The following is a 263-nucleotide window of genomic DNA, read 5'->3' as shown; positions in this document are numbered from 1 at the left end:
CGGCCGGCTTCCCTGGCCGAGCTGGTCGACAAGGTGCGCTGCATCAGCACCTGATCCTTGGGGAAGGTCAGCACCACCTCGAACAGCACCAGGAACAAGAAGCCCCACACGGTGGCCTTGGTCAGGTCGAAGCTGAAATCGAAGGTGTGCATCTTGCCTTCGGCCATCGCGGTCGACCAGAACTGATGGAGGCCGCCGCGCAGGCCCCAGATCATGAAGCCGATGGCGAAGATCGCGCCGCCCATCTTGACGATGACCTGGAC

Annotated in this window: 1 protein-coding gene; it reads right to left on the bottom strand. The window is 62.7% G+C overall.

From position 1 onward, the window contains the following. Nucleotides 1-263, bottom strand: a 263-nt coding sequence (locus tag HKX41_11900; GenBank protein NNC24837.1) for a sodium:solute symporter, incomplete at both ends; no start/stop codon positions are given.

This window comes from Salifodinibacter halophilus (genome assembly GCA_012999515.1).
Lineage (GTDB): Bacteria > Pseudomonadota > Gammaproteobacteria > Nevskiales > Salinisphaeraceae > Salifodinibacter > Salifodinibacter halophilus.
The sequence above is the reverse complement of the archived record's forward strand: the minus strand, read 5'-3'. Positions and strand labels throughout refer to the sequence as shown.